Source organism: Kitasatospora sp. NPDC028961, assembly GCF_055564815.1.
Map to the genome: position 1 here is coordinate 106,764 of NZ_JBVHVO010000003.1, position 25,522 is coordinate 132,285.

General features: G+C 74.9%; 31 protein-coding genes. 6 read left to right on the forward strand and 25 right to left on the reverse strand.

Translation table 11 applies throughout. The features are described 5' to 3' along the window. Nucleotides 1-110 precede the first annotated feature (110 nt). From ACZ4UX_RS07920 to ACZ4UX_RS07975, 12 genes are all read right to left on the reverse strand, one after another. Nucleotides 111-359 (reverse strand): hypothetical protein, encoded by a 249-nt coding sequence (locus ACZ4UX_RS07920; protein WP_465706041.1) that lies wholly within the window; start codon nucleotides 357-359, stop codon nucleotides 111-113. Nucleotides 360-561: 202 nt separating this feature from the next. After that, the gene (trpA, locus tag ACZ4UX_RS07925; RefSeq protein WP_465706042.1) at nucleotides 562-1,371 is read right to left on the reverse strand and encodes a tryptophan synthase subunit alpha; all 810 of its coding nucleotides are present in this window, start codon (nucleotides 1,369-1,371) and stop codon (nucleotides 562-564) included. A 2-nt stretch (nucleotides 1,372-1,373) separates the two neighbouring features. Then, nucleotides 1,374-2,648 carry a tryptophan synthase subunit beta gene (gene trpB / locus ACZ4UX_RS07930; RefSeq protein ID WP_465706043.1) on the reverse strand — a complete coding sequence of 425 codons (1,275 nt, stop codon included), beginning with the start codon at nucleotides 2,646-2,648 and terminating at the stop codon, nucleotides 1,374-1,376. Nucleotides 2,649-2,692: 44 nt separating this feature from the next. Continuing rightward, on the reverse strand, nucleotides 2,693-2,845 hold the full coding sequence (gene trpM / locus ACZ4UX_RS07935; protein ID WP_380382725.1) for a tryptophan biosynthesis modulator TrpM: 153 nt from the start codon (nucleotides 2,843-2,845) through the stop codon (nucleotides 2,693-2,695). Between the two features lie 10 nt (nucleotides 2,846-2,855). Further along, the gene (gene trpC / locus ACZ4UX_RS07940) at nucleotides 2,856-3,662 is read right to left on the reverse strand and encodes an indole-3-glycerol phosphate synthase TrpC (protein ID WP_329487210.1); all 807 of its coding nucleotides are present in this window, start codon (nucleotides 3,660-3,662) and stop codon (nucleotides 2,856-2,858) included. A 200-nt stretch (nucleotides 3,663-3,862) separates the two neighbouring features. Continuing rightward, nucleotides 3,863-4,303 carry a DUF2752 domain-containing protein gene (locus ACZ4UX_RS07945; protein ID WP_352287203.1) on the reverse strand — a complete coding sequence of 147 codons (441 nt, stop codon included), beginning with the start codon at nucleotides 4,301-4,303 and terminating at the stop codon, nucleotides 3,863-3,865. Nucleotides 4,304-4,430: 127 nt separating this feature from the next. Then, nucleotides 4,431-4,685 carry an HGxxPAAW family protein gene (locus ACZ4UX_RS07950; protein ID WP_352287201.1) on the reverse strand — a complete coding sequence of 85 codons (255 nt, stop codon included), beginning with the start codon at nucleotides 4,683-4,685 and terminating at the stop codon, nucleotides 4,431-4,433. 147 nt (nucleotides 4,686-4,832) lie between these two features. Continuing rightward, nucleotides 4,833-5,444: a TIGR02234 family membrane protein gene (locus ACZ4UX_RS07955; protein ID WP_329487213.1), complete on the reverse strand. Its 612-nt coding sequence runs from the start codon at nucleotides 5,442-5,444 to the stop codon at nucleotides 4,833-4,835. Continuing rightward, nucleotides 5,441-6,052, reverse strand: a complete 612-nt coding sequence (locus ACZ4UX_RS07960; RefSeq protein WP_359802469.1) for a Uma2 family endonuclease — start codon at nucleotides 6,050-6,052, stop codon at nucleotides 5,441-5,443. The genes ACZ4UX_RS07955 and ACZ4UX_RS07960 overlap by 4 nt, the downstream gene beginning before the upstream one ends. Nucleotides 6,053-6,078: 26 nt before the next feature. After that, the gene (locus ACZ4UX_RS07965) at nucleotides 6,079-7,599 is read right to left on the reverse strand and encodes an anthranilate synthase component I (RefSeq protein ID WP_465706044.1); all 1,521 of its coding nucleotides are present in this window, start codon (nucleotides 7,597-7,599) and stop codon (nucleotides 6,079-6,081) included. Nucleotides 7,600-7,636: 37 nt separating this feature from the next. Next, entirely contained in the window at nucleotides 7,637-8,008 is a 372-nt protein-coding gene (hisI, locus tag ACZ4UX_RS07970) for a phosphoribosyl-AMP cyclohydrolase (protein WP_329487216.1), read from the reverse strand. A 97-nt stretch (nucleotides 8,009-8,105) separates the two neighbouring features. Beyond that, nucleotides 8,106-8,579, reverse strand: a complete 474-nt coding sequence (locus ACZ4UX_RS07975) for a hypothetical protein (RefSeq protein WP_465706045.1) — start codon at nucleotides 8,577-8,579, stop codon at nucleotides 8,106-8,108. A 150-nt stretch (nucleotides 8,580-8,729) separates the two neighbouring features. Here ACZ4UX_RS07975 and ACZ4UX_RS07980 point away from each other — a divergent pair, with 150 nt between their 5' ends. From ACZ4UX_RS07980 to ACZ4UX_RS07990, 3 genes are all read left to right on the forward strand, one after another. Beyond that, entirely contained in the window at nucleotides 8,730-9,305 is a 576-nt protein-coding gene (locus ACZ4UX_RS07980; RefSeq protein ID WP_465706046.1) for a hypothetical protein, read from the forward strand. Between the two features lie 36 nt (nucleotides 9,306-9,341). Further along, nucleotides 9,342-9,989 carry a TIGR03085 family metal-binding protein gene (locus ACZ4UX_RS07985; RefSeq protein ID WP_465706047.1) on the forward strand — a complete coding sequence of 216 codons (648 nt, stop codon included), beginning with the start codon at nucleotides 9,342-9,344 and terminating at the stop codon, nucleotides 9,987-9,989. Between the two features lie 152 nt (nucleotides 9,990-10,141). Beyond that, entirely contained in the window at nucleotides 10,142-10,927 is a 786-nt protein-coding gene (locus ACZ4UX_RS07990; RefSeq protein WP_465706048.1) for a VOC family protein, read from the forward strand. 51 nt (nucleotides 10,928-10,978) lie between these two features. Here ACZ4UX_RS07990 and hisF read toward each other — a convergent pair whose 3' ends face one another. The 8 genes from hisF to hisD form a co-directional block, all read right to left on the reverse strand. Next, entirely contained in the window at nucleotides 10,979-11,749 is a 771-nt protein-coding gene (hisF, locus tag ACZ4UX_RS07995; RefSeq protein WP_465706049.1) for an imidazole glycerol phosphate synthase subunit HisF, read from the reverse strand. Next, nucleotides 11,746-12,177, reverse strand: coding sequence for a Rid family hydrolase (locus ACZ4UX_RS08000; protein ID WP_329487222.1), 432 nt, complete (start codon nucleotides 12,175-12,177; stop codon nucleotides 11,746-11,748). The genes hisF and ACZ4UX_RS08000 overlap by 4 nt, the downstream gene beginning before the upstream one ends. After that, a complete protein-coding gene (gene priA, locus ACZ4UX_RS08005; RefSeq protein ID WP_360633292.1) occupies nucleotides 12,174-12,899 on the reverse strand; it encodes a bifunctional 1-(5-phosphoribosyl)-5-((5-phosphoribosylamino)methylideneamino)imidazole-4-carboxamide isomerase/phosphoribosylanthranilate isomerase PriA in 726 nt (241 codons plus the stop codon). The genes ACZ4UX_RS08000 and priA overlap by 4 nt, the downstream gene beginning before the upstream one ends. 22 nt (nucleotides 12,900-12,921) lie before the next feature. Further along, nucleotides 12,922-13,557: an imidazole glycerol phosphate synthase subunit HisH gene (gene hisH, locus ACZ4UX_RS08010; RefSeq protein WP_329487224.1), complete on the reverse strand. Its 636-nt coding sequence runs from the start codon at nucleotides 13,555-13,557 to the stop codon at nucleotides 12,922-12,924. 78 nt (nucleotides 13,558-13,635) lie between these two features. Then, nucleotides 13,636-13,788 (reverse strand): hypothetical protein, encoded by a 153-nt coding sequence (locus tag ACZ4UX_RS08015; RefSeq protein ID WP_329487225.1) that lies wholly within the window; start codon nucleotides 13,786-13,788, stop codon nucleotides 13,636-13,638. Beyond that, complete coding sequence (gene hisB / locus ACZ4UX_RS08020; RefSeq protein WP_329487226.1) at nucleotides 13,785-14,378, reverse strand: imidazoleglycerol-phosphate dehydratase HisB; 594 nt, start codon at nucleotides 14,376-14,378, stop codon at nucleotides 13,785-13,787. The genes ACZ4UX_RS08015 and hisB overlap by 4 nt, the downstream gene beginning before the upstream one ends. Nucleotides 14,379-14,383: 5 nt before the next feature. Further along, nucleotides 14,384-15,532 (reverse strand): histidinol-phosphate transaminase, encoded by a 1,149-nt coding sequence (locus tag ACZ4UX_RS08025; protein WP_465706050.1) that lies wholly within the window; start codon nucleotides 15,530-15,532, stop codon nucleotides 14,384-14,386. Then, nucleotides 15,529-16,863 (reverse strand): histidinol dehydrogenase, encoded by a 1,335-nt coding sequence (gene hisD, locus ACZ4UX_RS08030; RefSeq protein ID WP_352287180.1) that lies wholly within the window; start codon nucleotides 16,861-16,863, stop codon nucleotides 15,529-15,531. Before hisD ends, ACZ4UX_RS08025 begins: the two co-directional genes overlap by 4 nt. A 91-nt stretch (nucleotides 16,864-16,954) precedes the next feature. Between hisD and ACZ4UX_RS08035 the strand changes: the two genes are divergently transcribed. The 3 genes from ACZ4UX_RS08035 to ybaK are packed head-to-tail and all read left to right on the forward strand — an operon-like array spanning nucleotide 16,955 to nucleotide 19,869. Continuing rightward, nucleotides 16,955-18,571, forward strand: a complete 1,617-nt coding sequence (locus ACZ4UX_RS08035) for an oxidoreductase (RefSeq protein WP_465706051.1) — start codon at nucleotides 16,955-16,957, stop codon at nucleotides 18,569-18,571. Nucleotides 18,572-18,613: 42 nt separating this feature from the next. Then, nucleotides 18,614-19,342, forward strand: a complete 729-nt coding sequence (locus tag ACZ4UX_RS08040) for an LON peptidase substrate-binding domain-containing protein (RefSeq protein WP_329487230.1) — start codon at nucleotides 18,614-18,616, stop codon at nucleotides 19,340-19,342. 32 nt (nucleotides 19,343-19,374) lie between these two features. Next, nucleotides 19,375-19,869 carry a Cys-tRNA(Pro) deacylase gene (gene ybaK / locus ACZ4UX_RS08045; protein ID WP_352287176.1) on the forward strand — a complete coding sequence of 165 codons (495 nt, stop codon included), beginning with the start codon at nucleotides 19,375-19,377 and terminating at the stop codon, nucleotides 19,867-19,869. Nucleotides 19,870-19,923: 54 nt separating this feature from the next. Here the strand turns inward: ybaK and ACZ4UX_RS08050 are convergent, their stop codons facing one another. The 5 genes from ACZ4UX_RS08050 to ACZ4UX_RS08070 all read right to left on the reverse strand — a co-directional run bounded on the left by ACZ4UX_RS08050 (nucleotide 19,924) and on the right by ACZ4UX_RS08070 (nucleotide 25,441). Then, the gene (locus tag ACZ4UX_RS08050) at nucleotides 19,924-20,757 is read right to left on the reverse strand and encodes a hypothetical protein (RefSeq protein WP_465706052.1); all 834 of its coding nucleotides are present in this window, start codon (nucleotides 20,755-20,757) and stop codon (nucleotides 19,924-19,926) included. 162 nt (nucleotides 20,758-20,919) lie between these two features. Continuing rightward, nucleotides 20,920-21,732 carry an ABC transporter permease gene (locus ACZ4UX_RS08055; RefSeq protein ID WP_465706053.1) on the reverse strand — a complete coding sequence of 271 codons (813 nt, stop codon included), beginning with the start codon at nucleotides 21,730-21,732 and terminating at the stop codon, nucleotides 20,920-20,922. Continuing rightward, nucleotides 21,729-22,730: an ABC transporter ATP-binding protein gene (locus tag ACZ4UX_RS08060; RefSeq protein ID WP_465706054.1), complete on the reverse strand. Its 1,002-nt coding sequence runs from the start codon at nucleotides 22,728-22,730 to the stop codon at nucleotides 21,729-21,731. The genes ACZ4UX_RS08055 and ACZ4UX_RS08060 overlap by 4 nt, the downstream gene beginning before the upstream one ends. A 149-nt stretch (nucleotides 22,731-22,879) precedes the next feature. After that, the gene (locus ACZ4UX_RS08065) at nucleotides 22,880-24,085 is read right to left on the reverse strand and encodes an NYN domain-containing protein (protein ID WP_465706055.1); all 1,206 of its coding nucleotides are present in this window, start codon (nucleotides 24,083-24,085) and stop codon (nucleotides 22,880-22,882) included. A gap of 309 nt (nucleotides 24,086-24,394) precedes the next feature. Beyond that, nucleotides 24,395-25,441 (reverse strand): aspartate-semialdehyde dehydrogenase, encoded by a 1,047-nt coding sequence (locus ACZ4UX_RS08070; protein ID WP_329487236.1) that lies wholly within the window; start codon nucleotides 25,439-25,441, stop codon nucleotides 24,395-24,397. Nucleotides 25,442-25,522: the final 81 nt, after the last annotated feature.

Genomic DNA, 25,522 nt, shown 5'->3' on the forward strand with positions numbered 1-25,522 from the left:
GGGAAACACGTTCACTTCCTGAGGAACCGTAAGGGATGAGGGGTGGTTCCTCCATATTCAGGAATTAAGCCGGATGAGTGACGGCTGATGGCGTTCTGTCCGAATGTGTTCTAGTGCCCGTTCGGGTCGCAGCCCGGCGGGCGCCCGGGGTCGTAGAGGTCCGGGCGGCTCTCGTGCGCCGAGCGCGTCGCCCGCGCCACCGCGTCCACCCGGGCCGCCTCGGCGCAGACGTACGCGTCCCGCTCGGCCCGCTCCGCCCCCCGCCTGGCCAGCGCGTGTCCCACCGCGGTGTCCGCCCCGACCGCCGCGGACAGGGCCAGCACGGCGGCCGCCGCCCGCAGCAGGACGGCTCGCTGCACACCCGGCACCGGCGGACCCCTTCCGTTCGCTTCACGCCCCCGTACACGTGGTTCGTGCACTCGTCCCTCCACTCAACGCCGGTCAACCCCACCTGATGCGTCGGAGCCGCCTTGTTCACCCGTTCGGGTCCGGCCGGGCACGCCGACGGCCCGTCGCCCCCTCCGGTGGGGGCGACGGGCCGTCGGTGTCGGACGCGGGTGCCTACCGGCGGCGGACGCCCCGGGCCAGCTCGCCGGCCAGCTCGCGGACGGCGGCCAGCGCGGCCGGCTCGTCCCCGTCGGCGTCCAGGATCCGCTGGACGAAGGCCGAGCCGACGATCACGCCGTCCGCGAAGCCCGCCACCTCGGCGGCCTGGGCGGCGGTCGAGACGCCGAGGCCGACGCAGACCGGCAGGTCGGTGGTGGCCCTGGTCCGGGCGACCAGGTCCTCGGCGAGGTTGCCGACCCGGGCCCGGGTACCGGTCACCCCCATCACGGCGGCCGCGTAGACGAAGCCGGAGCCCGCCGCGGTGACCTCGGCGAGGCGCTTGTCCCTGCTGCTGGGGGCGACCACGAAGACGGTGTCGAGGCCGTGCTCGCCCGCCGCCTTGCGCCACTCCTCGGACTCCTCGACCGGCAGGTCCGGCAGGATGCAGCCGGCGCCGCCGGCGGCGGCCAGGTCGGCGGCGAAGCGCGCCGTGCCGTAGCGGTCGACCGGGTTCCAGTAGGTCATGACCAGCACCGCCGCCGCGGGGTGGGCGGTGGCCACCTCCTGGACGGTGCGCAGCACGTCCTTGATCTTCACCCCGGCCCGCAGCGCGATGTCGTCGGCGGTCTGGATGGTCGGGCCGTCCAGGACCGGGTCGGAGTGCGGCAGGCCGATCTCGACGACGTCGCAGCCGCCCTCGATCAGCGCGTTGACGGCGCGCACGCCGCCGTCGACGGTCGGGAAGCCGGCCGGCAGGTAGCCGATCAGCGCGGCGCGGTTCTCCGCCTTGGCCCCGGCCAGGACGTCACTGAGCTTCGAAGCCATGGTCACTTACCCCCGTTGCCGGTGCCGTCGCCGGCGTTGCCGGCCGCCTTGCCACCGGTCTCGTCGTACAGCCCGAAGTACTCGGCCGCGGTGTGCATGTCCTTGTCGCCGCGCCCGGAGAGCGAGACCAGGATGGTGGCCTCCGGTCCGAGCTCGCGGCCCAGCTCCAGGGCGCCGGCCAGCGCGTGGGCGCTCTCGATGGCCGGGATGATGCCCTCGGTGCGGGACAGCAGCCGCAGGGCCTGCATGGCGGCGTCGTCGGTGACCGGGCGGTACTCGGCCCGGCCGGTGTCCTTCAGCCAGGCGTGCTCCGGGCCGACGCCCGGGTAGTCCAGACCGGCCGAGATGGAGTGCGACTCGATGGTCTGGCCGTCCTCGTCCTGCAGCACGTAGGTGCGCGAGCCGTGCAGCACCCCGGGGTCGCCCTTGGTGAGGGTGGCGGCGTGCTTCGGGGTCTCGGCGCCCTCGCCGGCCGCTTCGCAGCCGATCAGGCGCACCCCGGCGTCCGGGATGAACTCGTGGAAGATGCCCATCGCGTTGGAGCCGCCGCCGACGCAGGCGACCACGGCGTCCGGCAGCCGTCCGGTCCGCTCCAGCACCTGCTCGCGGGCCTCGACGCCGATGACCCGGTGGAAGTCGCGGACCATCATCGGGAACGGGTGCGGGCCGGCCACCGTGCCGAACAGGTAGTGGGTGGAGTCCACGTTGGCGACCCAGTCGCGGAACGCCTCGTTGATGGCGTCCTTGAGGGTGCGGCTGCCGGACGTCACGGACACCACCTCGGCGCCGAGCATCCGCATCCGCGCCACGTTCAGCGCCTGGCGCCGGGTGTCGACCTCGCCCATGTAGATGGTGCAGTCGAAGCCGAACAGCGCGCAGGCGGTGGCGGTGGCCACGCCGTGCTGGCCGGCGCCGGTCTCGGCGATGATCCGGGTCTTGCCCATCCGCCGGGTCAGCAGGGCCTGGCCCAGCACGTTGTTGATCTTGTGCGAGCCGGTGTGGTTGAGGTCCTCGCGCTTGAGCAGGACGCGCGCGCCGCCCGCCTCGGCGGAGAAGCGGTGCACATCGGTCAGCGGGGAGGGGCGGCCGGTGTAGTCCTTCAGCAGCCCGTCCAGCTCGGCCGCGAAGGCCGGGTCGGCCTTGGCCTTCTCGTACTCGTCGGCGACCTGTTCGACGGCGGCGACCAGCGCCTCCGGGATGAAACGGCCCCCGTAGGCGCCGAAGTAACCGCGGGCGTCCGGCACCTCGGCGCCGGGCAGGTAGTCCTTCTCGGACATGGTGGAGTCCTTCTCGCAGATGACGGCAGTGACGTCGGAACGGCCTAGCGGCCGTGCGTCCTGCGCCATCGGCGGCCCTGCACCTGCCCGGGCTCGCAGCCGATCACGTAGCGCACCCGCCTGCCCAGCACCCGGCGTGCGGGCGCGCGGCAGCCGCGCGGGCGGCAACCGGGAGCGAGACGGGAGGCGAGTTTCATGGCGGCGGGGTCAGTCCTTGTGCCGCAGGGCGGGGTGCGCACCGGCGGCGACCAGGTCGGCCACCGCGGCGCGCGGGTCCCGGCCGGTCACCAGGGTCTCGCCGACCAGCACCGCGTCGGCGCCCAGGTTGGCGTAGGAGATGACGTCCAGCGGGCCACGCACACCGGACTCGGCGATCTTGACCACGTGGGACGGGATCGCGTGCACGATGTTGCCGAAGGTGTTGCGGTCCACCTCAAGGGTCTTGAGGTTGCGGGCGTTCACGCCGATGATCTTCGCACCGGCGTCCACCGCGCGGGCGATCTCCTCCTCGTCGTGCACCTCGACCAGCGGGGTGAGGCCGATCGACTCGGCACGCTCGATCAGCGACACCAGGGCCGGCTGGTCGAGCGCGGCGACGATCAGCAGCGCGAGGTCGGCGCCGTGCGCGCGGGCCTCCCAGAGCTGGTAGGCGGTGACGATGAAGTCCTTGCGCAGCAGCGGGGTGTCCACCGCGGCGCGGACGGCGTCCAGGTCCGCCAGCGAGCCGCCGAAGCGGCGCTGCTCGGTCAGCACGCTGATCGCCGCGGCACCGCCCGCCGCGTAGTCGGTCGCCAGGGCGGCCGGATCGGCGATGGCGGCCAGCGCTCCCTTGGACGGGCTGGAGCGCTTGACCTCGCAGATCACCCGCACCCCGTCGCCCTTGAGGGCGGCGACGCCGTCCTTGGCGTCCGGGGCCTTGGCGGCGAGCTCCTTGAGCTGGTCCAGTGAGACCTCGGCCTGCCGCTCGGCGAGGTCCTCGCGGACCCCTTCGATGATCGTGTCGAGCACACTCACGCGAGCGCCCCCATCAGTTCTGCTAGTTCTGCTAGCGAGGAGCCGGACGGCCAATGGGCCCGCCGGCCCTTCGATGGTATCGGCACCGGGGAGCGCGAGGCGCATCCACCCGGCGCGCGTCTCGCGGAACGGACGCCCCCCGACATGCCTCCCGACACGCCTCCCAACTGCGGCTTCACACCGTCCACACCGCGCCGGGGTCAGATCAGCGGCGGCGCCAGCCCCACGCCCACCGACAGGTTGCGCACCACCGTGAACACCAGGACCAGCAGCGCGACCAGCGCCCAGCGGCGGGCGCCCAGCGCGACCCGGGGCGCCGGTCCCCCGGTCAGCGCCGCCCACACCCAGCGCACCCAGAGCAGCGCCAGCACCGCGAAGAGCAGCACCGCGGCCGCGTTGTCGTGCAGCGCGCCGCTGAGGTCGCCGTGGGCGAGGGCGTGGACGCAGCGCAGGCCGCCGCAGCCCGGGCACCACCAGCCGGTGGCCGCCAGGAACGGGCAGGTCGGGTAGTGGCCGGGGGCGTTCGGGTCGACCACCGCGAGGTACACGGTGGGGACGGCCGCCGCGGCCAGGGCGGCCAGCGGCGGACCGAGCCGGCGCAGGACGGACGGCCGGGCGGAGACGAGGGGGGCGGCGTTCACGCCCACGATTGTGCCGGTACGACGCGCCCGCCGGGGGCACGAAACGGCCTCCGGCGGCGAAACGTTCCGGCCGGGACGACGAAACGGCGGGCGTGGCGCCCGCCGTTCGGTACCGCGCGGGGCTTCGTCAGGCGGCGGCGACGACGGCGGCGGCCGCGGCGCGGTCCTCCACGGTCTCGACGTGCGGGCTGGGCTGCTTGCCCATGCCGGCCATCGACATGGCCTTGCCGATCACGCCGCCCAGCACGACGACCGCCAGGCCGCCCCAGACGACCGGCACCGACGGGAGGATCATCGCCACGCCCGCGATCGCGAATCCGACGAAGGAGATGGTCACGCCGGTCCAGGCGGCGGGGTTGTGGCCGTGTGCTGCTGCCGACATCTGCGGTGCTCCTTGGTTCTCCGGGGCCCGGCCGGGCCCCGGCGGGCCCCTGGCGGGTTGACGAGTTCCATTGTGCCGGGCCACACACCGTCGGCCCAAAGGGGGTGCTCGTCTATCGGGTCACATCGGGGGCGGGGCGGGTCCGGGTCAGCCCGCGGTCGGGTCCTCGCCGCGGTCCAGCGCCTTCCAGAGGTCCGCCGGCGTCTCGGCCGCCTTCGCCGGTGCCGTCCGGGTGGGGGCGTCGTAGCGGCTGCCCATGGCCGGCCAGCTCCGCCCGTACCGGACGACCAGCAGCCCGGCCAGGGCCAGCAGCAGCCCGCCGACCAGGGCCACCCAGGGCCAGCCGGTGTGGCCGACCTCGGTGGCGGTGGTGCCGGAGAGCGCCAGCTTGCGGGCCGCCTCGCCGTCCAGCGCGGCACTGTCGCCCGCCCCCGCGGCCGCGGTCGCCGCCGCGCCGAGGCCGGCCAGCAGGGTGAGCAGGCCGACGGCGATCCGGCCGGCGCCGCGCACCGCGAACACCGCCAGGGCCGCCGCCATCGCCACCAGGGCCAGCCCGCCGGGCAGTTCGGAGATCCGGCTGCCGGTGACGGACACCTCCAGGGTGCCGGCCACGCCGTCGGCCCAGACCCGGCCGACGGCGGTCAGCACCAGCACCGCGCCCAGCACGGTCAGCAGCAGCATCAGGCCGAGCGTGCGGCGCCCGGACCTGGCGGGGGCGGCGGATACGGCTTCGGCACGCGACTGGGTAGGAACGCTCACCCGTCCACTATCCCCCGGCCGCCGCCCGGCTCCGCACCCGGGGTCGGCGACTCGACCGGAAAGTCGTCGGTCCGCAGCACCAGGGTCCGCCCCGCCAGCGGCAGGAACAGGTCGTTGCCGAACGGCACCCGCTCCGCCTCCCGGTACGTCCCGGCCGGCTGCGGCGCGCTGTACACCGTGCAGACCGCCTCCGCCGGGTCCACCAGCACGTACAGCGGGATCCCGCACTCCGCGTAGAAGCGGTGCTTGCGCACGAAGTCCTCGTCCTGCTGACCGCGCGGGACGGCCTCCAGCACCGCCTCCAGGTCGCGCCAGCCGTACCGGCCCCCGGCCCCGGGGCGCGCGCCCGGGGCGACCAGGGCAACGTCCGGCGCGTAGCCGTACCGCGCGGACGGGAAGTCCACGACGGCCTGGGCCAGCACCGTGCCGCGCCCGGCCGACTGCTCCCCGGCCTGCGCGGCGACGGCCCGCGCGATCGCCGCCGAGGCGGCCGTGCGCGGCGTCATGGTGACCTTCCCGGCGGTGATCTCCACCCGGTGGCCGGGCGGCAGCCGGGTGCCCGCCAGGACGTCCCAGGCCGATCCGGTGGGCTGCCGGTCGTCCGACATCGTGGCCTCCTCGCTGCTGGGCGTCGCTAGAGCGTCGGCGTGCGCAGGGTGTTGGCGGTCGCCACGGCGCGCAGGACGGCGGCGGCCTTGTTGCGGCACTCGGTGTCCTCGCCGTGCGGGTCCGAGTCGGCGACCACGCCCGCGCCCGCCTGCACGTAGGCGGTGCCGTCGCGCAGGACGGCGGTGCGGATCGCGATCGCGGTGTCGGAGTCCCCGGCGAAGTCCAGGTAGCCGACGCAGCCGCCGTACAGGCCCCGACGGGTGGGCTCCAGCTCCTCGATGATGCGCATCGCGCGCGGCTTCGGCGCGCCGGAGAGCGTCCCGGCCGGGAAGCAGGCGGTCAGCACGTCGAACGCGGTCCGGCCGGGCGCCACCCGCCCGGTGACCGTCGAGACGATGTGCATGACGTGGCTGTACCGCTCGATCTGCATGAAGTCGACCACCTCGACGCTGCCCGGCTCGCAGACCCGCCCGAGGTCGTTGCGGCCGAGGTCGACCAGCATCAGGTGCTCGGCCCGCTCCTTGGGGTCGGCGAGCAGCTCGGCGGCCAGCTCGGCGTCCTCGTGCGGGGTGGCGCCGCGGTGCCGGGTGCCGGCGATCGGGTGCAGCATCGCCTCGCCCTCGGTGACCTTGACCAGCGCCTCGGGGCTGGAGCCGACCACGTCGAAACCGCCCTCGGCGGCGCCGTCCGGACCGGGGAAGCGGAACAGGTACATGTAGGGGCTGGGGTTGGTGGTGCGCAGCACCCGGTAGACGTTCAGCGCGGAGGCCGGGCAGGGCGCCTCGAACCGCTGCGAGGGCACCACCTGGAAGGCCTCGCCGGCCCGGATCCGCTCCTTGATCTCCTCCACGGCCGCCCGGTACGGCGCGCCGCCGAACGGCGAGCGGACCTCCCCGGGGCCGGCCGGGGTGAAGGTGGCGAGGCCGGGGTCGACCGGCTTCAGCAGGTCGGCCTCCATCGCGTCGAGGCGGGCCACCGCGTCCGCGTAGGCCTCGTCGACGCCGCTGGCCAGGTCGTTGTGGTTGACCGCGTTGGCGATCAGCAGCACCGTGCCGTCGGCGTGGTCGAGCACGGCGAGGTCGGTGGCGAGCAGCATGGTCAGCTCGGGGAGCCGCAGGTCGTCCGGGTTGAGGTCGGGCAGCTTCTCCAGCCGGCGGACGACGTCGTAGCCGAGGTAGCCGACCAGGCCGCCGGTCAGCGGGGGCAGGCCGTCGTCGGTGCGGCGCGGGGTGTGCAGCGCCTCCAGCGCGGCGCGCAGCACCTGGAGCGGGTCGCCGGTGGTGGGGATGCCGACCGGCGGGGCGCCGAGCCAGCGGGCGTCGCCGTCGGCGCCGGCGGTCAGCGTGGCGGCGCTGCGCACGCCCACGAAGGAGTAGCGGGACCAGCTGCGGCCCTGCTCCGCGGACTCCAGCAGGAAGGTGCCGGGGCGCTCGCCGGCGAGGCTGCGGTAGAGGCCGATCGGGGTGAGGCCGTCCGCGAGGAGCCTGCGGGTGACCGGGATGACCCGGGTGTCGACGGCGAGCTTGCGGAAGGCTTCGAGGTCCATGGCGGGCGGCACCTTCTGGTCGTGGCGGGCTGGGGGATCAGGCGAGCGGGAGCACGTCGGCGTCGAAGCAGGTGCGGTCGCCGGTGTGGCAGGCCGCGCCGCTCTGGTCGACCTTGACGAGCAGGGTGTCGCCGTCGCAGTCCAGCGCCACCGAGACGACCCGCTGGACGTGGCCCGAGGTGTCGCCCTTGACCCAGTACTCCCGGCGGCTGCGGCTCCAGTAGGTGCAGCGGCCGGTGGTGAGGGTGCGGTGCAGCGCCTCGTCGTCCATCCACCCCAGCATCAGCACCTCGCCGGTGTCGTACTGCTGCGCGACGGCCGGGAGCAGGCCGTCGTCGGTGCGCTTGAGCCGGGCGGCGATCTCGGGGGCCAGGGCGGTGGAGCCGGGGGCGGCGGGTGTGGTGGACATGGGGCCATTGTGTCAGCCCGGCCCCGGCCGCCGGGCCGCCGTCCGGATCGCGGCCCGGCCCGCGCGGCGGCGGGCCCGGCCCGCCCCCGGCCGCGGCTCAGGCGGACCGCTCGCAGCCCTGCGGCCAGATCCGGTGGACGAACAGTCCGGCCCGCCGGGCCAGTTCGGCGACGTGGGCGGGCTCGCTGCCGGGCTCGCCGTCCCAGACCGCGATCACCTCGTCGACCATGCCGACCAGGGCGCGGGCGGTGTCGTCGCCGAGGCCGCCGTGCTCGACGGCGGCGAGCCGGTGGACGGCGCCGGCCTCGTTCATCAGCCGCAGCCGGGTGCCCCGGTGCCGGTCCTCGGCGCGGCCCACCGGCGCCGCCCCGGCGGGGACGATCACCTCCAGCTTGCCGCCGTGGTCCAGCACGGACCGGGCGAACCAGCTCTCCGGGCCCTCGCCGGCGCAGGTGACGCCGACCAGGTCGTAGGAGCCGAAGGTGGTGACGAGGTTCCAGAGGTCCCCGCGGACCAGCATCTCGGTGATGCCACCCGACAGGCCGTGGTGACCGGTGATTCCGACGCGCATCCGAAACTCCTGGGATCGTGTCGTGCCGGGGCGAGCCTAACCGACCCCCGTCCGCCGCCGGGCTCCGCTCTGCCGCACCGGACCGGTCTGCTCGTACGAGTTGTGCCAACCGCCTGTCACCGGGCCCCGGAGTGGGCCATTCTCGTGGCCATGACCTCCGAGCAGCCCCCCGCAGCCGCCTCCCGTCCGTCGCGGGGCCTGGTCCTCGCCGTCTCGGCGGTGCTGGCCGTCCTGCTCGCGGTGGTGGCCACCGTGCTGCTCTGGCCCGAGAAGAAGCCGGTCGCGCCGGCGCCGCCGCCCGCTCCCAGCACGGCCACCCCGACGCCCACGCCCACCCCGACCCCCACCCCGACACCGACACCGACCAGGACGGTGCCGTACACCTTCCTCCCGGTGGGCTCCTGCTTCGACCACCCGCAGCTGAACAAGACGGTCACCAAGCCGGAGGCCCGGCCCTGCGAGGGCGAGCACGACGGCGAGGCGATCGCCGACCTGCTGCTACCGGACGGGCTGACCGGCGACAGCCAGATCGGCAAGGCGATGCGGGAGGGCTGCCAGCCGGCCCAGGCCGCCGCCGAGGCCCGCCAGGGCGGCGGCGGCCCCTACTACGGGTACCCGTTCGGTCCGTCCATGACCTACTACCAGCAGGGCTGGCGGGACTTCACCTGCACCCTGACGGCGAGCAACCGCCCGGGCGGCGTCCGGCTCTCCGGACACCTGCGCTGACGGCCGGGCCCGGGGCCGGGCCCCTAGGCTGTCCGCATGTCGAACCACGCCCTCGCCGAGCGCCACCGGCTGGCCGGACTCCTCGCCGCCGCCGGACCGGACGCCCCCACCCTCTGCGCCGGGTGGACCACCCGCGACCTCGCCGCCCACCTGGTCCTGCGCGAGCACCGGCCGGACGCCGCGGCCGGCATCCGGATCGGCCCGCTGGCCGGCTGGACCGAGCGGGTGCGCACCGGCTACGCCGAGCGCCCGTACGAGGAGTTGCTGCGGACGTTCCGCGCCGGCCCGCCACTGCTCTCCCCCTTCGCGCTGCCCGGCGCCGACGAGGCGGCGAACACCGTGGAGTACTTCGTGCACGCCGAGGACGTCGTGCGGGCGGGCGACCCGTGGCAGGCGCGGCCGGTTCCGCCCGGGCGGGCCGAGGCGCTCTGGCGCCGCCTGCCGCTGCTCGCCCGGCTGGAGGGCCGCCGCTCCCCCGCCCGGCTGGAGCTGCGCCACCCGGACGGGCGGAGCCTGACGGCCGGCCCTGCGGGGGCGCCGACGGTGCGGATCACCGGCGAGCCGGGCGAGCTGGTGCTGTTCGTCCACGGCCGGGGCGCCCGCACCGAGCTGTCGGTGGACGGCCCGCCGGACGCGCTCGCCGCGCTGCACCACCTGTTCCCGCTGCCGGCGGCCCGGGGGTAGGGCCCGGGCGGGCGGCCGCGGGGACGTGCCCGCGGCCGCCCCGGCTGCGGATGTCAGTGGCGGGGTGCAGACTCGCAACGGGCCGGGAAGAGGCGCGGCCGCGCCTCCGGAACGCCGCCCGGCCGTCTTTCCCGTCGAAGGAGCACCACCTCATGCTCACCACCGACTTTCCCACCGGCTCGCCCTGCTGGATCGACCTCGGCAGTCCGGACCCGGCCGCGGCCGCCGCCTTCTACGGCGCGGTGTTCGGCTGGACGTTCCAGGACCTCGGCCCGGAGACGGGCGGCTACGGCTTCCTGCAGGCCGACGGCAAGACCGTGGGCGCGATCGGGCCGCTCACCGAGGAGGGTGCGAAGTCCGCCTGGACGACGTACTTCAAGACCGCGGACGCGGACGCCACCGCCAGGGCCGTCGAGCAGGCCGGCGGCACCGTCCGGGCCGCGCCGTTCGACGTCATGGACGCCGGGCGGATGGCCCAGCTGACCGACCCGCAGGGCGCGCAGTTCGCGATCTGGCAGGCCGGCACCACCAAGGGCCTGGACGCGGTGTCCGCGGACAACGCGCTGGTCTGGGCCGAGCTGCACACCACCGACACGGAGGCCGGCTTCGGCTTCTACGAGAAGGTCTTCGGCTGGCGCAACGAGAAGTTCCCGGCCCCGGGGATGACGTACCTGGTGCTCTCCCCCGCCGAGGGCGACCTGCGGGCCACCAGCTTCGGCGGCATCGCCCCGGTGATGGGCGAGGGGCAGCCGCCGTCCTGGACGCCGTACTTCGCCACCGAGACGGTGGACGAGCTGGTGCGCCGTGCCCAGTCGGCCGGCGGCACGGTGCTGATGCCCGCCGAGGACGTCCCGGAGGTCGGCCGGATCGCCTGGCTGGCGGACCCGTTCGGCGCGCCGTTCGCCCTGATCAAGGGCGAACCGCGGCAGGACTCCTGAGCGGAGCCGCCCGGGCCGGCCGCGCACGCGGGCGGCCCGGGCGGCGCGGTCTCAGCGGACGGGGTGCCCGGCCGCCCGCAGCGCGTCCTTGACCTCGCCGATCCGCAGGTCGCCGAAGTGGAAGACGCTGGCGGCCAGGACGGCGTCCGCGCCGGCCTCCACCGCCGGGGCGAAGTCGGCGAGCTTGCCGGCGCCGCCGGAGGCGATCACCGGGACGGCCACGGTCTTGCGGACGGCCCGGACCAGCTCCAGGTCGTAGCCGTCCTTGGTGCCGTCCGCGTCCATCGAGTTGAGCAGGATCTCGCCCGCGCCCAGCTCGGCCGCGCGGCCCGCCCAGTCGACGGCGTCCAGGCCGGTGCCGCGGCGCCCGCCGTGCGTGGTGACCTCGAAGCCCGAGGCGGTCTCGGTGCCCTCGGGGCAGCGCCGGGCGTCCACCGACAGCACCAGCACCTGCCGGCCGAAGCGCTGGGCGATCTCCCGGACCAGCTCCGGGCGGGCGATGGCCGCGGTGTTGACGCCCACCTTGTCCGCCCCGGCCCGAAGCAGCCTGTCGACGTCGTCGACGGCCCGGATGCCGCCGCCGACGGTGAGCGGGATGAAGACCTGCTCGGCGGTGCGGCGGACCACGTCGTAGGTGGTCTCGCGGTCGCCGGAGGAGGCGGTGATGTCGAGGAAGGTCAGCTCGTCGGCACCCTCGGCGTCGTAGAGCTTGGCCATCTCGACCGGGTCACCGGCGTCGCGCAGGTTCTGGAAGTTGACGCCCTTCACCACCCGGCCGGCGTCGACGTCCAGGCAGGGGATGACACGTACGGCGAGGGTCACGGCTGTTTGCCTTCCAGAGTGCGTGCGAGCCCGGCGCGGTAGGCGTCGAGTTCGACCTCGACCATCATCCGGGAGTCGATCAGGCCGTCGACCACCACCATGGTGGCCGCCGGGCGGGCGGCGTCGAAGAGCGCGCGGTGGGCGCGGCCCACCTCGTCGGCGTCGCGGGAGTGGGTGATGTACATCCGGGTACGGACCACGTCGTCCGTCGTCAGGCCGTACGCGGCCAGGGCCTTGAGGCCCACGCCGAACGCGGCGAGGGTCTGCAGGTACGGGTCGCCCTCGTGCTCGATCTTCCCGTCCACCCAGGCGGTGGAGCCGGCCACGTGCACGTGGTCCCCCGCGGCGACCGCCCGCGAGTAGCCGAACTCGTCCTCCTTGGGGGAGAACCCGGCCACCCGACCGCGTACGACCTGACGTTCCGTCATCCTGAAACCGCCTCCAGGGCCTCTTCGAGGGTGAACTTCTGCTCGTAGAGTGCCTTGCCCACGATGGCTCCCTCGACACCCTCGCCGACGAGAGTGGCGATGGCGCGCAGGTCGTCCAGCGAGGAGACGCCGCCGGAGGCGACCACCGGCTTGTCGGTGGCGGCGCAGACGTCGCGCAGCAGCTGCAGGTTGGGGCCGGTCAGGGTGCCGTCCCGGTTGACGTCGGTGACCACGTAGCGGGCGCAGCCCTCGGCGTCCAGGCGGGCCAGCACGTCGAAGAGCTGGCCGCCGTCGCGGGTCCAGCCGCGGCCGCGCAGGGTGGTGCCGACCACGTCCAGGCCGACGGCGATCTTGTCGCCGTGCTCGGCGATGACCTTGGCGACCCACTCGGGGCTCTCCAGGGCGGCGGTGCCCAGGTTGACCCGGGTGCAGCCGGTGGCGAGGGCCGCGGCCAGCGACTCGTCGTCGCGGATGCCGCCGGACAGCTCGACCTTGATGTCCAGCGCGGCGGTCACCTCACGGAGCAGGTCGCGGTTGCTGCCGGTGCCGAACGCGGCGTCCAGGTCGACCAGGTGGAGCCACTCGGCGCCGGCGTTCTGCCAGGCGAGGGCGGCGGCGAGCGGCTCGCCGAAGGAGGTCTCGGTGCCGGAGGCTCCCTTGACCAGGCGGACGGCCTGGCCGTCCCGGACGTCGACGGCGGGGAGCAGTTCGAGGCGGCTCATGATGGTGGCAACTCTCAGATCGTCAGAGGGTGTTGACCCAGTTGGTCAGGAGGGCGGCGCCGGCGTCGCCGGACTTCTCGGGGTGGAACTGGGTGGCCCAGAGCGGGCCGTTCTCGACGGCCGCGACGAACGGCTGCCCGTGCGTGGCCCAGGTCACCAGCGGGGCGTGCAGCCGCGCGCTGTGGACCTCCAGCTCCCAGCGGCGCACCGCGTAGGAGTGCACGAAGTAGAAGCGGGTGTCGGCGTCCAGGCCTGCGAAGAGCCGGCTGCCCTCGGGGGCGTCGACGGTGTTCCAGCCCATGTGCGGGACGACCGGCGCGTCCAGCGGCTCGACGGTGCCCGGCCACTCGTCGCAGCCGGGCGTCTCCACGCCGTGCTCGACCCCCTTCTCGAAGAGGATCTGCATGCCGACGCAGATGCCCAGCACCGGGCGGCCGCCGGCGAGGCGGCGGCCGATGATCTGCTCGCCGCGGACGGCCTTCAGCCCGCGCATGCAGGCCTCGAAGGCCCCGACGCCGGGGACGAGCAGGCCGTCCGCGTCCATCGCGGCCTGGAAGTCCGACGTGACGGTGACGGTCGCGCCGGTGCGCTCGACGGCGCGCTGGGCCGAGCGGAGGTTGCCCGACCCGTAGTCGAGTACGACGACGTTCTTGCCCATGTTCAGGTGTCCAAGTCTCTCGGCTGTTCCGAAGCGGCTCTGTGCGGCGCCGTCCCGCGGGGCGGCGCCGGGGCGGGTCTACAGCCGCATGAGGCCGGAGGCCAGGCAGAGCACCGAGCCTATGGCGAGCACGGCGATGACGCCCTTCGGGATCTTCTGCTTCCAGAACGAGATGACGCCGCCGGCCAGGAAGAGGCCGACGAAGAGGAGGACGATCGCGGACTTGCTCACAGCGCACCCTTGGTCGAGGGGAGGATGCCGACCGCGCGCGGGTCGCGCTCGGAGGCGTAGCGCAGGGCCCGGGCCAGCGCCTTGAACTGGCACTCCACGATGTGGTGCGCGTTGCGCCCGTACGGCACGTGGACGTGCAGGGCGACCTGCGCCTGGGCCACGAAGGACTCCAGGATGTGCCGGGTCATGGTGGTGTCGTAGCTGCCGATCATCGGCGCCATCGACTCCGGCTCGGTGTGCACCAGGTAGGGGCGGCCGGAGAGGTCCACCGTGACCTGGGCGAGCGACTCGTCCAGCGGCACCGTGCAGTTGCCGAACCGGTAGATGCCGACCTTGTCGCCGAGCGCCTGCTTGAAGGCGGCGCCCAGCGCGAGGGCGGTGTCCTCGATGGTGTGGTGGGTGTCGATGTGCAGGTCGCCGTCGGTCTTCACGGTGAGGTCGAAGAGGCCGTGGCGGCCGAGCTGGTCGAGCATGTGGTCGTAGAACCCGACGCCCGTGGAGATCTCGGTCCGGCCGGTGCCGTCGAGATCGATCTCGACCAGGACCGAGGTCTCCTTGGTGGTGCGTTCAACGCGTCCGATGCGGGACATGCGGGTTACAGCTCCTGACTGGCCGCGCGCGCGGAGCGCGCCGCTGCGGGGGTGGGGGCGGGCGACGGGAGGGCGGAGCGGACGGCGTCCAGGAAGGCGTCGTTCTCGGCCGGGGTGCCGGCGGTGACGCGCAGCCACCCGGGCACGCCGTTGTCCCGGACCAGGACGCCCCGGTCGAGGATCGCCTGCCAGACGGCGTGGGTGTCCGCGAAGCGGCCGAACTGGACGAAGTTGGCGTCCGACTCGGTCACCTCCAGGCCCAGCCCGCGCAGCGCGTCGACCAGCCGGTCCCGCTCGGCCTTGAGCCGGCCCACGTACCCGAGCAGGGTGTCGGTGTGCTCCAGGCAGGCCAGCGCGGTGGCCTGGGTGACGGCCGACAGGTGGTACGGCAGCCGGACCAGCTGCACCGCGTCCACCACGGCCGCGTCGGCGGCCAGGTAGCCCAGCCGCAGGCCCGCCGCGCCGAAGGCCTTGGACATGGTGCGGGTGACCACCAGGTTGGGGCGGCCCTCCAGCAGCGGCAGCAGCGAGGCGCGGTGCGAGAACTCGACGTACGCCTCGTCCACGACCACCAGGCTGGGCCGGGCGGCCTGCGCGGCGTCGTAGAGCCGCAGCACCACGTCGGCGGCGACGGCGGTGCCGGTCGGGTTGTTCGGCGAGCAGACGAAGACGACGTTCGGCCGGTGCTCGGCGATCGCCGCGACGGCGGCGTCCACGTCGATGGTGAAGTCCGCGTTGCGCGGCCCGGAGAGCCAGCCGGTGCCGGTGCCCCGGGAGATCAGCGCGTGCATCGAGTAGGAGGGCTCGAAGCCCAGCGCCGTGCGGCCGGGGCCGCCGAAGGTCTGGAGCAGCTGCTGCAGGATCTCGTTGGAGCCGTTGGCGGCCCAGACCTGCTCGCGGGTGCGCCCGAAACCGGTCGTCGTGGTCAGGTAGGCGGCCAGGCCCTCGCGCAGCTCGACCGCGTCCCGGTCGGGATAGCGGTTGAGGCCGCGGGCGGCCTCGGCCACCCGCTCGGCGATCCGGGCCACCAGCTCCGCGGGCAGCGGGTAGGGGTTCTCGTTGGTGTTCAGCTGGACGGGGACGTCCAACTGCGGTGCGCCGTACGGGGACTGTCCGCGCAGTTCGTCGCGGATGGGGAGGTCGTCGATCTTCACGAGCGGGGAACCGTCCAGTCGCTGTGCCAGTTCTGTTCGTCTCCCACGAAACGTGCCTTGACGGCGTCGCCGTGACCGGGGAGGTCCTCGGCGTCCGCGAGGTTGACGACGTGCGCGGCGATGCCGGCCAGCGCCTCCCGGTCGTACTCGACGACCTGGACGCCGCGCAGGAAGGTCTGCACGGAGAGCCCGGAGGAGTGGCAGGCGCAGCCGCCGGTCGGCAGCACGTGGTTGGAGCCGGCCGCGTAGTCGCCCAGCGAGACCGGGGTGTAGCGGCCGATGAAGATCGCGCCGGCGTTGCGGACCCGGTCGGCGACCGCGTGGGCGTCCCGGGTCTGGATCTCCAGGTGCTCGGCGGCGTAGGCGTTCACCACCGCCAGGCCCTGCGTCAGGTCGTCGACCAGGATGACGCCGGACTGCCGGCCGCCCAGCGCCTCGGCCACCCGCGCGCTGTGCTTCGTCCGGGCGACCTGCGTCTTCAGCTCGGCCTCGACCGCCTCGGCCAGCTCGGGCGAGTCGGTGACCAGCACCGAGCCGGAGGTCGGGCCGTGCTCGGCCTGGCTGATCAGGTCGGCCGCGACCTCCGCCGGGTCGGCGCTGTCGTCGGCGAGGACGGCGATCTCGGTCGGACCGGCCTCGGAGTCGATGCCGATCCGGCCCGCGAAGTACCGCTTGGCCGCCGCCACGTAGATGTTGCCCGGACCGGTGACCATGTTGACCGGCTCGCACTCCTCGGTGCCGAGCGCGAACATGGCGACCGCCTGGGCGCCGCCGACCGCGTACACCTCGGTGACGCCGAGCAGCGCGCAGGCCGCCAGGATCGTCGGGTGCACCCGGCCGCCGAAGGCCTTCTGCGGCGGCGAGGTCACCGCGATGCCGGTCACCCCGGCCTCCTGCGCGGGCACCACGTTCATCACGACGGAGGACGGGTAGACGGCGAGGCCGCCCGGCACGTACAGGCCGACCCGGTCCACCGGCACCCAGCGCTGGGTGACCGTGCCGCCCGGCACGACCTGGGTGGTGTGCCCGGTGCGGCGCTGGTCGGCGTGGACGAGGCGGGCGCGGCGGATCGACTCCTCCAGCGCGGCGCGGACCTTCGGGTCCAGCGTCTCCAGGGCCTCGGCGAGCTGCTCGGCGGGCACCCGGGTGGACTCCAGCCGCACGCCGTCGAAACGCTCGGTGATGTCGATCAGCGCCGCGACCCCGCGATGATGCACGTCCTCGGCGATCGGGCGCACCGTCTCCAGGGCGGCCGCGACGTCGAAGTCGGCACGGGGCAGCAGGTCGCGCGGGTCGTCGAGGGATCCGCGCAGGTCGATTCGAGAGATCACGCCACCCAGTGTAAGGAGTGGCCGGAACCGGCGGCCCCGCATTTCAGTCCGTGATACGAAAGGCGAGACGACCGGGGGAGACGGGGGAACGATGGCGGAGCGTGCGCCGGACGGCTGGACGCGGACCGAGCAGGGGCTCTGGGAGGCGTTCCGCCAGGGCGAGGTGTACGACCTGCGGGCGCGCGGCGCCGAACCGGCGAACGGCGCCGGCGGCCGGACCGGCACCCCGCTGGACGACCCCTTCGGCGACGCGCCCTGGGGCCCCGGGCGCACCGTCCGCGCCGAGGTCCTGGCCCACCTGCTGCTGGACGGCCCGCCGGCCGCCCCCGGCCGGGTCGCCTCGCTCAAGCTGACCGGCGCCCGGGTCACCGGCCCGCTGGTGCTGGCCGGCGGCACCATCGGCCACTACGTCGAGGTGCACGACTGCCGCTTCGAGCGGAAGGTCCTGGTGTCCGAGGCCGACGCCGGCACCCTGCGCTTCGTCAGCTGCGCGATCCCCCGGCTGGAGGCCTCCCGCCTGACCACCTCCGGCGACCTGCACCTGGCCCGCTGCCGAATACCGGGCGGCGTCCGGCTCACCGACTCCCGGATCGGCACCGACCTGCTGCTCAACCAGGCCGTCCTCGGCGGCGACCGGTTCGGCCGGGCGCTGTCCGCCGACGGCCTGGCCGTCAGCCAGGACTTCGAGGCGGACCGGCTGGAGTCGCGCGGCGAGGTCAGCCTGCGCTCCGCCCGGATCGGCGGCCGGCTCTCGCTGCGCGGCGCCCAGCTGTACGCCGTCCCGGAGAACCCGAACGCCCTCAACGCCGTCCGGCTCACCGTCGGCCACACCCTGTACCTCAGCGGCTCGGCGGACGGCGGCTGGTCCTCCTCCGGCTCGTACTACGGCTCCGGCTACGGCCAGGTCGTCACGGCCGGCGTGGCCGGCACGCCGTTCCGCGCGCACGGCGCCGTCCGGCTCTCGGACAGCCGCTTCGACAACGCCTGCCTGATCGCCGACGCCGAGTTCCACCTGGGCACGGACGACGAGCTGGCGCTGCGCCGGATCCAGACCCCCGAGCTGCGCTTCACCTGCCGCACCCCGCCCACCGGCAAGGTCTCGCTCTCGCGCGCCCGGGTGGGCAACCTGGTCGACGCCCCGGACTCCTGGCCGCACGGCAGGCACCTCGGCCTCACCGGCTTCACCTACGAGTGCCTGCGCCCGGCCGCGCCCTTCAGCGTCCCGCAGCGGATCGCCTGGCTGGAGGGCTCCTCGGTGGAGTTCCAGCCCGAGTCCTACGAGCAGCTGGCCGCCGCCCTGCGCCGCGACGGCGCCGACGACGACGCCCGCGAGGTGCTGTACGCCAAGCAGCGCCGCCGCCGGCAGACCCTGCCGCTGCCGGCCCGGCTCTGGGGCCGGGTCCAGGACGTCACCGTCGGCTACGGCTTCCGCCCCGGCCGGGCCGCGCTCTGGCTGCTGCTCGCCTGGGCGCTCGGCAGCGGCTACTTCGCCGCCCACCGGCTCCAGCCGCTCAAGGCCGACGAGAGCCCGCACTGGAACCCGGTGCTGTACGCGCTCGGCCAGCTGCTGCCGGTCGTCGACCTCGGCCAGCAGGGCTGGAACCCCGGCGGGTTCAGCCAGTGGGTGGCCTCCGGGCTGGTGATCGTCGGCTGGATCCTGGCCACCACGGTCGCCGCGGGCGCGACCCGGATGCTCCAGCGCGGATAACCCGGGCGCGAGGCGGCCGCCCGGGGAACTACGCTGTCGGCCGTGACAGAACGGCTGCCGCTCTTCCCGCTGAACACCGTGCTCTACCCGGGCCTGGTGATGCCCCTGAACATCTTCGAGGAGCGTTACCGCCGTCTGGTCGCCGACCTGCTCGCCCTCCCCGAGGACCAGCCGCGGCGGTTCGGCGTGCTCGCCATCAAGGACGGCCGCGAGGTCGCGCCGGTCCGGCCCGAGGAGGGCCCGGCCGGTCCGCTGGACGGCCTGGGCACCGTCACCGGGGACCCTCTGGAGGCGCTGTACCACGTCGGCTGCGTGGCCGACGTCGCCTCGGCCCAGGAGCAGCCGGACGGCCGGTACGAGCTGCTGGTCACCGGGACCACCCGGTTCCGGCTGCGCTCGGTGGACACCGGCGGCGCGTACCTGAACGGCGAGATCGAGACGCTCGAGGAGCTGCCCGGCGAGGGCGCCGGGGCACTGGCCTCCGGCGTGGAGCGGGCCTTCCGGGCGTACCAGAAGCGGCTGGCCGGCGCCCGCGAGGCCAGCACGGTCGGCCGCCAGGAGCTGCCGGACGACCCGCAGGTGCTCTCCTACCTGGTGGCCGCGGCCTCGGTGTTCGGGACGCCGGTCAAGCAGGAGCTGCTGGCCTGCCCCGACACCGCCCGGCGGCTGACCTCCGAGCTGGAGCTGCTGCGCCGCGAGACGGCGGTGCTCAGCTGGCTGCCGTCGCTGCCCGCGGTCGATCTGACCCGGCAGTCGTTCAGTCCCAACTGACCACGCCCACTCACGCGTTCGAAGAGGTCCCGATGGCCAGGAAGCCGAAGAAGGGCGGCGGGGGAACGCCCGCCACCGTCGCCCTGGAGAACGCCGCGGTGGCGTTCACCGTGCACTCCTACCCGCACGATCCGGCCGCCGCCTCCTACGGCGGCGAGGCCGCCGAGGTGCTCGGCGTGCCGCCCGAGCGGGTCTTCAAGACCCTGGTCGCCGATGTCGACGGGGTGCTCACGGTGGGCGTCGTCCCGGTCGCGGGCCGGCTGGACCTCAAGGCGCTCGCCACCGCCGTCGGCGGCAAGCGGGCCGCGATGGCGGACCCGGCGGCCGCCGAGCGCAGCAGCGGCTACGTCCTCGGCGGGATCTCCCCGCTCGGTCAGCGCCGCCCGCTGCGCACCGTGGTGGACGACAGCGCGCTCGCCCACGCCACGGTGTACGTCTCGGCCGGCCGGCGCGGGCTGGAGGTCGAGCTGGCCCCGGCCGACCTGGTCGGCGTCACCGGCGCGCTGACCGCCCCGATCGGCCGCTGACCGCCGGGGCGTACCGGGCGGGTCCGACGAAGGCCGCCCCCGCCCGGTGCGCCGTCACGGCGTGCGGCCCTGCGGCGGCTGGTCCTGCGGCGGCTGCTCCTGCGGCGTGCGGTCGCCCGGGTGCTCCCCCGCCGGGCCCGGGTGGAACGACCCGCCGGGCAGCGGTCCGGCCGCGCCGGGCGGCCCGGCCACCGGCCGCTGCGGGTCGTACGGGCCCGCCCAGTACGGCGGCGGGTCCTCCTCGCGCTTGCCGAAGGCGGCCGAGAGCGCCAGCAGCACCACCATCGCGGCCATCGGCCAGGCCAGCAGCGCGCCGTAGGCCCCGAGGTCGATGTCCGCGTCGAAGTGGCCGCCGTTGCCGACCCGCCGCGCCTCGGCGACGAGGTCGCTCGCCGGGCCGAGCCGCCGGCCCAGGCCCCAGGCGCCCACCGAGGCCAGCAGGCCGCCGACCGCGAGGCCGGTCGCCACCGCGATCCCGCCGCCGCGCCGCCGGGTGAACAGGAAGGCGCCGAGCGCGGTCACGATGCCCATGCCCAGCCCGATCAGCACGAAGACGCTGTCCGCCCCGGCCCGCTGCTCGCCCTCCGGGTCGCCGTAGAGGATCTTGTTGCCGTCGACCACCAGCGGCACCTTCGGCGCCAGCCAGGCCCAGAGCACCGCCATCAGCAGACCCAGCGCCAGACAGGCCAGCACCGTGACCGCACCGACCTTCAGCTCGGGCAGCAGCCGCTCCAGCGGCGCCCGCCGGTCCGCGGCCCGCAGGACGGCCTGGTCCACGGGCGGCGGCGCGTACGGGTCCCGGCCTGCGGCCGGACCAGGGGCGGTGGCGTCCGCGTCGGTGCCCGCGGCGGCACGCAGGGGGTCCGGAGGTGTGTTCGGTACGGTCACGGGCCCCATCGTTTCACGACCGCCGCCCGAACGGACCCGCCACCCGTACCGGCCCGCGCCCGGAGCCCGCCCGGCCTCGCGCGGCGGGACCGTCGCACGGGCCCGGGGCTTGCCCGACACCTCCCGCCGCCCGCCGGTGCGGCGCGGATCATCGGGCAGGCCCTAGCGGGTGGTGGCCCGCCGGTACGCCCAGGTGGCCACCGCGAGCGACGCCACGCCGACCCCGGCGCAGACCGCCAGGTCGCCCGCCACCGCCGCCCAGTCCGGGTCGGCCGCGAAGGTCCGGGCGAACGCCTCCACGCCGTACGTGGAGGGCAGCAGCTCGCGCAGCCAGAGCACCGGCTGCGGCAGGTTGTCCACCGGGAGCACGCCCAGCAGCAGCGCCGCCGACATGCCGAGCTGCCCCAACATGGTGGCGATCTCCTGCTTGGGCGCCAGCAGTCCGCAGGCCGCGCCCAGCCCGGAGAGCGCCGCCCCGGCCAGCGGCACCACCGCGAGCAGCACCCAGAGCTGCCCCATCGGCAGCCCGAACATCCAGGCCCCGGCGACGGCCGTCACCAGGGTGCCCGGCACCGTGAAGGAGGCGTACGCGGCGGCCGCGCCGAGGACCACCGAGGCCGCCGGGACGGGCAGCGTCGCGTAGTGGTCGAGGCCGCCGGTGGCCCGCAGCCGGCCGAAGTACTGGGCCAGCAGGTTGAGCGCGACGAAGGCCACCACCAGCACGCTGGAGCCGGCCACCACCGACCGCGCGGCCGAGGTCTGCCCCGGGTCGACGACGCCCCGCATCATCACCAGGATGCCGAGCGACTGGAAGGTCGCCACGAACAGCAGCGGAATGCGGGCCACCTTGGCCCGGGCCAGCTGCGCCCGGTAGACGGCGGCCAGCGCGGGCAGCAGCCGGGCGGCGGGGGCCAGCGGGGCGGGCCCGCCGGCCAGGGCCCCGGCGGTCTGCGGCGGCACCGAGAGCAGCGTCACTTGGCCAGTCCTCCATGGCGGCCGCCCAGCTTGAGGTAGGCGTCCTCAAGGCTCGGGGTGGCCAGGGTGAAGTCGTCCAGCGCGGCGAAGGCCGGGCCGGTGGTGACGGCGGCGACCAGTTCGCGGGCCCGCTCGGGGCTGGTGCGCACGGTCCAGCGCCGGCCGGTGCGCTCGGCCCGCTCGGCGAGCGCGGCGACGGCGGGCACCGCCATCGGTGCCTCGTCCCGCCAGACCAGGTCCAGCCGGACGTCACCGTCCACCAGTGCCTTGAGTCCGCCGGGGGTGTCGCAGGCGATCACCCGGCCCTCGTCCACGACCGCGACGCGGTCCAGCACGGTCTCGGCCTCGATGACGTTGTGGGTGACCAGCAGCACGGTGGTCCGCCGTTCGGCGCGCCGGCGGTCGACGGCGCTCCAGACCGCGCGGCGGGCGACCGGGTCCATGCCGGTGGTCGGCTCGTCCAGCACCAGCAGCGGCCGCTCCCCCACCAGCGCGGCGGCGAAGCAGGCGAGGCGGCGCTGGCCGCCGGAGAGCTTGGCGAGCGGCCGGTGGGCGAGCGGTTCCAGGGCGAGTTCGGTCAGCACGTCGGCGGCCTCGGCCCGGGCCCGGACCCGGCTGAGGCCGCGCAGCCGGCCGGTGGTCTCGGCGGCGAGCGCGACGGTCAGCTCGTCCAGCGCACTGGACTCCTGGCCGAGGTAGCCCAGCAGGCGGGCGGCCCGCTCGGGGTGGCGGACGACGTCGTGGCCGAGCAGCTCGATGGAGCCCGAGTCGGGCCGCAGCAGGCCGGTGAGCTGGCGGACCAGCGTGGACTTGCCGGCTCCGTTCGGCCCCAGCAGCCCGAAGATCTCGCCCTGCCGGACGGTCAGGCTGATGCCGTCGTTGGCCCGGATCTCACCGGCGGCCCCGGTGCCGCGTCCGGCGCGGTAGGTCTTGACCAGGTCGCGTACGGCACAGCACGGCGAGGCCTCCCCGGGTGCCCGCCCGGCCGTCTCGCTCATCCGCCCGCCTCGCTCCACCGAGCGGTCGCACCACGGATCGCGTCCCTGTCGACGCTCCGCTCCTTGCCCTCGCTCACGAGCGAAGACTCTACGCGGTGGACGCGGTCGGCCGGACAAGGGGGCCCGGCCGCCCGGGGCGGCGGGGCGGGTCAGTCGTCGACGACGAGGTCCCCGCCCGGCACCCGGCCGGCGAGCTCCTTCCAGAATCCCGCCCGGATGGCGTACCGGTCGTGCTCGTCGATCTGGTCGTCCTTGTGCGCGAGCAGCCCGAACCGGGCCGCGTAGCGGAGCAGCTCGCCGTCGACCCGGTGCGGGATGCGCGGGTAGTCGGGCCAGAGCACGGTGAGCCGTTCGACGTCGCCGAGCCGCTCCGTCCAGCGGCGGGCGAACACCTGGCCGACCTCGTGGGCGTCCCCGCCGATGGTGGTGATGTCCTCCTCGCGGTCGGCCCAGCGCTGCTCGGCGGTGGTCAGCTGGGCCAGCGTGGGCAGGCCGTCCCCGGCGGTGACGGCCTGTTCGACGGCGGGCCGCTCGACCCAGCCCCGGTCCGACGACCAGCGCAGCACCGGGCCGGTGGGGTGCGCCGCCGCCGCCGGCAGCTGGGGGGTGCGCCCGGCGAGGTCCTTGGGCGTCGGCACGACCTTCAGCGCGGTGGCCGTCCCGGTGGCGCGCCCGTTCGCCACCGGCACCTGCTCGGCCGCGGGGACGGCGGCGGGCCGGGCGGCGGACGCGACGGCGGCGGGCGGGGCGGCCAGGATCTTGGCGATCTCGTGGCGCGGCCCGGGGGCGGGGAAGGCGGTGGCGGTGTCGCGCAGGGTGAACGAGCCCTCGATCCACTCCCGGTCGAGCACCCGCCGCTCGTCCGCCTCGCCGACCAGGTCCTCGGACTGGTTGAAGTCGCCGTCGGCGGCCTGCAGCGCCCAGAGGTGCACGACCACGCCGTGCTCCTTGGCGGACATCATGCCGGGCAGCAGGTCCCCGTCGCCGGTGATCAGCACGACGTCCGCGCAGGCCCGGTTGCGGGCGAGCTCGGAGAGCTCGGCGTGCATCGCGGCGTCCACGCCCTTCTGCACCCAGCGGCCCTCCGCCCTGGTCAGGGCGCCCAGCCGGACGGTGACCCGCGGCAGGACCCGGAGCCGGCGGTGCTCGGGCATCGGGCGGCGGTCGGGGGCGGCGTCGAACCAGTAGATCCGCAGCAGCGGCAGCCCGGTCTCGGCCTCGGCGCGCTCGCGCAGCGCGGTGATGAGCGCGGTGTGGTCGACACTGACCCGGGAACGGCTCGGGTCGCCGGCGAGCAGGCTGGCGGCGGCGCCCAGCAGGTAACCGGCGTCCACCAGGACGACACAGCGGTCCATCGCGCACCTCTTTTCGCTCGCCCTCGGGGATCCGGCGGCGCCGGTGTGCGGCGCTGCCGGGTGGGCGCGGTCGGCCCGGCGCTCGGGCCCGTGGGGTGAGGGTGCCCGTGGCCGCCCGATCGTTGGGTCACCTTTACCCCTGGTTCGCCCGCCGAATCTCGGCGGATGTCGCGGTCCGGCAACATCCGGCGGCGGTGCGGCCGGGGCGCGGACGAGGTGCGCGCGAGGTGCGGCCGGGGCGCGGGCGAGGGCCGGGAACGCGCGGCGGGCCCCGTCCGAGGACGGGGCCCGCCGGGTGCGACCGCGTGCTCAGCCCTTGAGCTCGGCGGCGACGAGTTCGGCCAGCTGGACGGCGTTGAGCGCGGCGCCCTTGCGCAGGTTGTCGTTGGAGACGAACAGCGACAGCCCGTTCTCCACCGTCTCGTCGACGCGGATGCGGCCGACGAAGCTCGGGTCCTTGCCCGCGGCCTGGAGCGGGGTGGGGATCTCGCTCAGCTCGACGCCGGGGGCGGCGGCGAGCAGCTCGACGGCGCGCTCGGGGCTGATCGGGCGCTCGAAGCGGGCGTTGATCTGCAGCGAGTGGCCGGAGAAGACCGGGACGCGCACGCAGGTGCCGGCCACCTTCAGCCCGGGGATGCCGAGGATCTTGCGGCTCTCGTGGCGGAGCTTCTGCTCCTCGTCGGTCTCGTTGGAGCCGTCCTCGACGATGGAGCCGGCCAGCGGCAGCACGTTGAAGGCGATCGGGCGCTTGTAGACCTTGGGCTCGGGGAACTCGACCGCGGAGCCGTCGTGGGCGAGCGCCGAGGCGCCGTCGACGACCTTGGCGGCCTGGTCCTGGAGCTCGGCCACACCGGCCACGCCGCTGCCCGAGACGGCCTGGTAGGTGGAGACGACCAGCGCGGCGAGGCCGGCCTCGTCGTGCAGCGGGCGCAGCACCGGCATGGCCGCCATGGTGGTGCAGTTCGGGTTGGCGATGATGCCCTTGGGGCGGTTCGCGATGGCGTCGGGGTTGACCTCGGAGACGACCAGCGGGACGTCGGGGTCACGGCGCCAGGCCGAGGAGTTGTCGATCACGACGGCGCCGGCCGCGGCCGCCTTGGGGGCGAGTTCCCTGGAGGTGGAGCCGCCCGCCGAGAAGATCACGATGTCCAGGCCGGTGTAGTCGGCCGTGGCCGCGTCCTCGACGGTGATGTCGGTGCCCTGCCAGGGCAGCGTGCGCCCGGCCGAACGGGCCGAGGCGAACAGTCGCAGCTGCTCCACCGGACCCACACCTCCGGGAAGTCCTGCGCGCTCCGCCAGGATCTCGCGGACCACGCCGCCGACCTGGCCGGTGGCCCCGACAATGCCGATCTTCATTCCGACTACTCCTCTTGATGGTGCTGGTCACAGCCGCCCTCCGCCCATCATGCCCTGTCACCCGGGCGGGGCGACCTGGTA